The 8290-nt window shown below is 41.0% G+C and carries 5 protein-coding genes; 4 read left to right on the top strand and 1 reads right to left on the bottom strand.

What is annotated here, in order from left to right:
* Window positions 1–69: 69 nt before the first annotated feature.
* On the top strand, window positions 70–1155 hold the full coding sequence (locus FWF39_RS11285; RefSeq protein ID WP_343383540.1) for a hypothetical protein: 1086 nt from the start codon (window positions 70–72) through the stop codon (window positions 1153–1155).
* Window positions 1156–1854: 699 nt separating this feature from the next.
* On the top strand, window positions 1855–2859 hold the full coding sequence (locus FWF39_RS11280; protein WP_343383539.1) for a radical SAM protein: 1005 nt from the start codon (window positions 1855–1857) through the stop codon (window positions 2857–2859).
* A 3-nt stretch (window positions 2860–2862) separates the two neighbouring features.
* Here FWF39_RS11280 and FWF39_RS11275 read toward each other — a convergent pair whose 3' ends face one another.
* A complete protein-coding gene (locus tag FWF39_RS11275) occupies window positions 2863–3483 on the bottom strand; it encodes a DUF998 domain-containing protein (RefSeq protein ID WP_343383538.1) in 621 nt (206 codons plus the stop codon).
* Window positions 3484–3855: 372 nt separating this feature from the next.
* Here FWF39_RS11275 and FWF39_RS11270 point away from each other — a divergent pair, with 372 nt between their 5' ends.
* The gene (locus tag FWF39_RS11270; protein ID WP_343383537.1) at window positions 3856–4992 is read left to right on the top strand and encodes an exonuclease SbcCD subunit D; all 1137 of its coding nucleotides are present in this window, start codon (window positions 3856–3858) and stop codon (window positions 4990–4992) included.
* Window positions 4989–8030, top strand: a complete 3042-nt coding sequence (locus FWF39_RS11265; protein ID WP_343383536.1) for an SMC family ATPase — start codon at window positions 4989–4991, stop codon at window positions 8028–8030. The genes FWF39_RS11270 and FWF39_RS11265 overlap by 4 nt, the downstream gene beginning before the upstream one ends.
* The last annotated feature ends 260 nt before the right edge of the window (window positions 8031–8290 follow it).

The following is an 8290-nucleotide window of genomic DNA, read 5'->3' as shown; positions in this document are numbered from 1 at the left end:
TAAACATGCACGAACCTAAACATGCACGAACCTAAACATGCACGAACCTAAACATGCACGAACCTAAACATGCGTAAATCGAAACCAGTGATGCTCGCCCCGGAAGGGGCGAGTAGTTCACTTAATCAAGGACTTTTGTTGGCTTTATTTACAACGACCACAATAACTGAAGGCGTCAATACTGTTGCAAAAAATGTGCTCATAACTGCTTCGAAAAAAGGAAATAAGCAATTGAAACAGTTTGATGCTAAAAATATAGCGGGACGTGCTGGACGTTTTTCTCAACATTATGTGGGGCGGGTTGTGTCCATTGATAAGAATTTTTTTAATATAATCAACGGAGCTGAAGACGTATTAAATCACAAAAACTATGATGTAAGATCAACAAAAACAGATGTTGATTTCCAAATTACGCGAGTGGAATACCTATCAGAAACGGAGTTGGCTGAAAAAAACCGCATAAACACACTTATTAAAGCGGCAAATATCCCTCAAGATGTTTTTGATGCTTTTAGAATAGTTGGACCAATAGCTAAACTAAATCTGTATCAAAAAATTTTAAGTTTGTCTGATGAGCAGATCTCACAAATTCAGAAATTGTCTAAGAGTATCGTAAAAAGCAAATCACCCCATTTGTATTGGGACGGTTTTCAACTTATTATGAATATTATCCGCCCGATTGTAAAAGAATTAAAGTTGATTAAACTTATCGATTATAGGATAAAAAAAGATTATTCTTTAATTACTGGTCTTCTCAATTCATTCCTTGAACGTGGGTATGTGGGGATGGTTCGATACTACACTGACAGGCAGGATAATCCATTAACAAAAGATGAGGCCATGCGTACAGTTTCTGACTGCGTTTATAATGTTTTTAAGTATCATTTAGTGAAATATTTGGGTTTATTTGATGTTTTTTATAGGTATATTTTGTCATCTCGTACAAATTGCGAACTGAATGATGTTGTGGGTATTGGAACACTTTTACAAAAACTGGAGTATAATGCAATTACTCCAAATGCAAGGAGATTAAGCGATTATGGTGTTCCTTTCAATCTTGTTTCTTATTATGACCAAAAAGATGGACTACGTCAGAAAAAATTTGACGCATATGAACAGTACATAGACAAACAAATTCAATCGCTACTCGACTAAAGTTAATGACATCAGGCTAAGTATGAAAGACTATCTAAAAAGCGCCGTTAAAAATAATAGTCCGCATATGTTATAATGAGTACAAACGTAGCTATAGCGCTGTTTGTCCCAATAATAATTGGACAATCATGTTTTTCCTCTTCAATTATCGATTTATACTTAGAACTCAATATTTTAACTCTTTGTAACTCCATAATTTAGGCACGGTTAAGATTACTCGGACTATATTAGTGAATGGAGTATGTCGTTTTTATTACCATTTGGTGATTTGCCGAAAGATATGTCGCACGATTAATCACTAAACAGGCCTCAGAACTATTTGATACCAAAGCTGTATCTGACTTAGGGGTTGAATTCAACAAAATTGCTGGAGCACCCGACTTTGTTGGCGACAGTGGAATTGTACGCTCTATTTACTGCCTAAACGACAATAGATCAGAAGGTAACATCTTGATGCTAAACGATGTATTCTACATAGTAAATAACGCCGATGGAACACAAACAAGATTACCTATAGGCACCCAAAAACTTCCTGAAACTCCAGTCCCTCAGTAAGTCCCTAGCCGTATGATCCCAAATAGAAAGTACACATATTTTCTACCATGTTTTTGGTATTATTTCCTTCCAGAAAGTAGCCGGCTGTTTGTATGTGTTGTTGTTTGGTCGGTAGGTTATTAAGCTGTTTTTGGTGTTATTCCTATGATTATGTCGTGTCTTACTGCTGAAGTTGTATGGAACCTAAATCAATATGATCTATGTTCGTTTCTGGATTTGGGCTATTTCAAACCGCAGCGTCCTGTTATCCGTTTCTATGTTCCCAGTTTTATCGGCTATACAAATAGGCATTTCTGTAATTCGGCGCAAGTATTTTCTTCGATTTCGGTAACTGGTAGCACTTGTGCGCTAAACTGTAAACATTGCAACGGAATTTTACTCCAAACTATGCAACCTGCGATTTCACCTCAAAAACTCTACACGCTGGGTTTGAAGCTTAAATTGGCTGGTGTACGGGGTGTGTTGGTTAGTGGTGGTTGTTTGGTGGATGGGTCGGTGCCGTTTGATGAGTTTGTGGGTGTTTTGGGTCAGTTTAAGCATGAACTGGGTCTGACCGTGTTTGTTCACACAGGTATTATCGGAGAGCAATCCGCATTTTTGTTAAAACAAGCAGGTGCAGATGCCGCCTTAATCGATGTCCTTGGATCCCAAAAAACAATTCAAACCGTATTTAACACAAATACGACACTTACACTGCAAGATTACCGGGTTTCCCTAAAGTCTCTTCATGATGCCCAGCTTGGGGTGATTCCTCATGTTATTGTAGGATTAAACGAGGGTAAACTTGAGGGCGAATTCAATGCGCTAAAAATTATCAAAGAAACACTCAACCCTGCCGCTCTTGTTATCATTGCGTTTATGCCTCTTCCTGGAACAGATATGGCCCAAACCCCACCCCCCCACCCTATAGATATTGCTAAGACAGTTGCTGTTGCACGAACAATGTTTCCCCACACCCCTCTGGCTCTGGGGTGTATGCGTCCCAAAGGTAAACACCGGGCTCAAACCGATGTACTTGCACTAAAAGCAGGAATTGATGCCATAGCATTCCCAAGCCCCGAAGCCATAGAATATGTCAAAAAAAACGGCTACAAAACAACGCTATCCTCATACTGTTGTGCCCAACTATATCAGGACTTTAAACTTTGACCACTAACAATTCGACACTTTGCTTGCAGGGTTGCTTGTGTTCTGTTTTGGGTTGTGGATTTTTGTGGAGAGGCCGATTGTCCATGCAGAGATTGATAGTGCTGATATTGTTTCGGGGATTGCTACATTTGATACATAGGGCCAGGTGAACTGTAATATCCATGGAAGAGCCGCTATGATGGCTATGGTCGCAGTAAAACCGGCTATAGTGTATTGGCGGGTTTGGTAAAAGTTGTCGGTCAAGATGACTAGGGCGGTGGGTACCAAAATAAAGAATGTTACTGCAACCATAAAGTGCACTGGCACAAAACTCTCGTTAAAGATCCCAATCAAAACTAACATTACTGCTGCAACACCAAAAATCCAAGAGCCCAATCTGCCAGTCCAGGTTTTATTCACATAGTGGTGCAAGCCAAATATTGCAAAAATCAAAACCAAACCCCCTGCAACACAAAGACCGCCATTAAACAACCACTGCGTTACACCTGAAACAACACCAAGATCACTTAGAGCGTTATTGGTCCAGCTAAAGGCAGGATAAGTCCCAATGGCTAATAGAATACAGATAATCGCGACTGCCGGTGCACTAAATCCGGCTATAGATCCAATTTTTGGTGAATTCATAGAGCAACAATAGATATTGGCGATTACTGTTTTAAGAATATGTTTATGTTGCACAAGCGTCAACAGTACTGAGCCAATCGTCCTGTGAGTTTTGTTTATGAACTGTTGTTATACCAACAATATTGTGGGTTGTCGTAATACTATTAATAAAGGCGATAACTCCGTGTAGTGGCTAACGATTGTGTTCTGTGGTGTAATGGTGCTGTTCAAAATACTCTTCAGTAGGTATCTAAAAATTATTAAGTTGTTAGCTCACATTCCGCCTAATAGCGCATATCTGAAGCTAAATGGGGGCACTAAAACCAAGTTGACACATTCTAATCTAACTATTAAAAGTGGTATATACTGGGCTGGTGGGTTTTTCTGAAGTTTTTGCATATGTCTGATCTGCATATTGGTAAGAGTGTTCATGGGTTTTCTATGCTTGAGGAGCAAAAACATGTTTTTGAACAGATAATCAGCTATATAAAATCTGAGCAAGTTAACGCAGTGGTTATTGCAGGTGATATTTATGATCAGGCTATTCCTCGAAGCGAGGCTATTCGTGTCTTTGATGATTTTCTAACTGAACTGGCGCACACAAATGTGGCTGTTTTGCTTATCTCTGGTAATCATGATTCGCCTGAGAGAATTTCCTATGCCAACCGACTGTTAACTGAGAGGCAGTTGTTTCTCTGTGGGTCCTTTAATGGCAGTTTGCAAAAAGTAACTCTAAATGATGTGTATGGTGAGGTAAACTTTTGGCTTCTGCCCTTTATCAAACCTTTATCGGTGTGTGGTTTTTTTGGTGAACACTCCATTGAAACCTATGCTGATGCTTTAGAGGCAGTAATTAGAAGTGCTGATATTGACTATAGCGCACGTAATGTGCTTATATCCCACCAATTTTTCACTAAATCTGGTGTTGTACCTATTCGATGTGACTCTGAACTAACTCCTGTGGGCGGAATAGACGCAATTAACACCGGTTTAATTGTACAATTTGATTATGTTGCATTGGGTCATCTGCATGGCGAACAAAAAGTCGGCGCAGAACATATTTGCTATCCAGGCTCACCCCTAAAGTATTCGTTATCTGAGATTGGGCAGACCAAATCGGTGTTGCTGGTAGAGTTAAATCAAAAAAGTGATTTGATCACAAAAAATCTTTCCTTGGTTCCCCTTCATAATATGTGTGAAATTAAGGGCAAAATAGCAGAATTGATGAGCCCCCAATTCGCCTTACAAATCAACAAAGAAGATTATCTGCACATTGTGCTAACTGATGAAGAGGAAATTCTTGATCCGATGGAAAAACTCCGTAGCATCTATCCCCATGTCATGACCTTTAGATTTGAGAATTCCCGAACAAATCACGATTGCTCATCATACCAAATTTTGACTCAACCCAATCAGCTCTCAGCTTATGAGCTGTTTAGTGAATTCTTTTTGGCTGTGTGTGGGTGTGCAATGAACACCGAACAATCCCAGATCGTAAAAGATCTGCTAACCAAGGAGCCTGCCCCATGAAGCCTCTAAAACTAACTATGAGTGCATTTGGTTCCTATGCCGGCACCGAAACCCTAGATTTCGCGGCGCTTGGCACAAATGGTTTGTATTTAATTACGGGTGAAACCGGGGCGGGTAAAACAACCATTTTTGATGCCATCTCGTTTGCGCTGTTTGGTGAAGCAAGCGCTAACACCCGTGATAAGCCCCAGATGCTTCGCTCGGATTTTGCAAAAGAAAAAACCAAAACCTGTGTCGAACTCGAATTTTCTTCTAACAATAAACACTACAAAATCAAGCGTACCATAAAAGAAAAAGGTCAAGACGCTGATCTCATCCTACCCGATGGCACACTGCTCAGCGGTAACAGTAACATTAAACCCAAAATCACAGATATTGTCGGGCTTGATCGCGACCAGTTTGCACAAATCGTCATGATTGCACAGAATGATTTCCTTCGCTTTCTCCAAAGCAACACTGATGAGCGCCTAAAGATTCTACGCCGCATATTTGACACCGAAGCACTAAAACAATTCCAAGAACACCTAAAAGAGCACGTTAAACAAAAAGAGGCTGAACGTACTCTAATTCTCCACAACTTTGCCCGTTACAATGTTGATGTTTATAAACGCACTGAACAATTTAGCACATGGGAACAGCAAATAAAAACCGATAAAACTGAATTATTAAGTGCAGACAATCAGCTTGATGCGTATAGCAAACAAGCACGTGAGCTCGCCGCAAACCTTGTCATAGCTGAGGGCCTCTGCAAAAACTTTAATGACCTTGCCAAAGCACAACAAGATCTCCAAGCACACAACCAAAAAGCACAAGATATCACACAAACAACCCTGCACATAACCCGCGGCGAAATAGCACTACACAAAGTAAAACCCCTAGACGATTACGCACAAAAAACAGCCGAAGAATACGCAGATGCGACAACTGCGCTTAGCCTTGCACAGACACAAAAAATCAGCGCGAACACCGAATTAGAACAAGCAACCCTCGCCCTTGAAGCGTTACCACCCCTTGAGAGCGCACAAACCGCATTTAACAACCTGATAAAAGAATGGGAAATCACAACCCAAACCCAAACCCGCCTAACAACCCTAAAAACAGAACACACAAAAATTACCAATAAACAAACCAAACTCCACCAAACCCAAAACGACCTAATAGTCCTATGTGCGGAACTGCAAAATTTACCATCCATTGATGATTATCAAGCGCAATATGACCAAATAATAACCGAGTTAACCACTCAACAAGATAAACAAACAAAATTATCCACCCTGCAAACAGACCTAACCACCATCACAACCAAACAGACCACCCTAAGAACCCAACAAACCAAATTCGAAAAACTCAATGATGCATTCCTTGAGGTTGATGAACAGTATCGGTTATTAGAGGAAACGTTTCTTTGCAGTCAAGCAGGTATACTCGCCGGTAATCTATTAGTTGGTACGCCTTGTCCTGTTTGCGGCTCAACCACTCACCCCTCACCGGCTAAATTAGCTGATGCCACCGTTACCGAAGTTGCACTCAAAAAAGCAAAAAATACTAAAGAGGACACCCAAACAAAACGAGACGCCGCATCCTTAGAATGTAATAGGTTAAAGAGTGAACTCGAAACACTGATAATACGCTTTAAAGCTGACATCACGCCCTTCATCTCGGACTCAACTGTTGATGTAGCACTAACGCTATTACCCGAAATACTTAGCGCAACCCAATCAACCGTTACAGAGCTTTTAGAAAAGAAAACATTTACCCAAACAGCTCTCTCTGAGCTTAAAACAAAAACAGATAACACAACAAAGCGGCATAATGAGCTAAAGATAGCTGTTGAATCGCTCAAAAGTGAACTTGTCCCACTTCTGGAGCGCTTTATCAGCGATTTATTTGAATTTATTCCAAACATTACCTGGGAAACTGCTGAAAAAGAACTAACCGATTTGTTTACACAAACACAAACTGCCGCAACCAAATTAACCACACGCAAAAATGATGATGAAAAAGCACTGGGGGAACTTTCCCAAAGTTGGGTTTCTGCAACTGAGCGAGAAGCAAATGCTAAATCAGCTTTAGGGTCGGCCCAAACACTGCTAAACGAACGCACAACAAACGAACAAAAAGCATTAAAAATCCACAACACTAACCAAACAAATTATGCCGTTGCTTTACATGAAAACGGGTTTGCTGATGAAGCGGAATATGTCGCTTCGCTTGTATCTGAGAGTGAACTTGCTAAACTCAAACAACTGATCTCCGATTATGAAAAAAATGGTGCACGCCTTGCTCAAGATATTGCTCGCTTGGAACAGGAAACTGAGGGTAAAGAGCAACCCGACATAGGAAAATTGCACGCGGAAGCAAAAACTGTGGAAGTTAACTCTAGGCAATTACGCGATAGACGTGATGCAATCAATAGTCGATTAAGCGAAACAACCACTGCACTTGTTGATCTTCGCAGGGCCGCTTCAGAGTTTGAAAAAAACGAAAAAGAGTATGGTGCGGTTAAACAATTATCCGATGCTGCAAATGGCCGCGATGGTATCATGGGTAAGCTTGATTTTGAAACCTATGCGCAGCTTGCTTACTTTGAGCGTGTGCTTCATGCGGCTAATCAGCGCTTAAGGGTGATGACTCAGCAGCGGTATTCTTTTCTGCGAAAAACCCAGAGTGATGATGGGCGTAAAAAGATGGGGTTAGATATTGAGGTGTTAGATGCCTATACGGGTAAGTTGCGTTCTGCGGGGAGTCTCTCGGGTGGTGAGTCGTTTATGGCTTCACTTTCGTTGGCTCTGGGGTTGTCTGATGTTGTACAGCAAAATGCGGGCGGGGTTTGTCTTGATGCCATGTTTATTGACGAGGGGTTTGGTTCGCTTGATGGCGAAGCACTAGAACTTGCCATACGCACCCTGTCTGATATTGCAGGAGGAAACCGCATCATTGGCATCATCTCCCATGTCGCTGAACTAAGCGAACGCATCGACAAACAAGTCTATGTTAAAAAAACACCCACCGGAAGCACCATCACCCTAAAAGTATAACTCGCCTCTCTTCTTTTTCCACAAATTATCTGCAAGCTGTAACCTGAATTGATGCCAAGGGCAGTGTTAGTTTGCTTAATAATTCTTTGTTTTGTGGGTTTGTTTTGTGGGTTTGTTTTGTGGGTTTATTTTGTGGGTTTATAAAAAACCTAGCAGAATACCTGCCGCGGTAGCGGTAGGATGAATGCGTCAGGTCTATTAGCGCTTTAAGTCGTAGTTTTTGTCACCATTAGATAAGGAGGTGATGGATTGGAGAAGGC

This window comes from Candidatus Bathycorpusculum sp. (assembly GCF_009778815.1).
Taxonomy (GTDB): Archaea; Thermoproteota; Bathyarchaeia; order Bathyarchaeales; family Bathycorpusculaceae; genus Bathycorpusculum; species Bathycorpusculum hydrogenotrophicum.
This window is presented reverse-complemented; position numbering and strand designations above follow the sequence as displayed.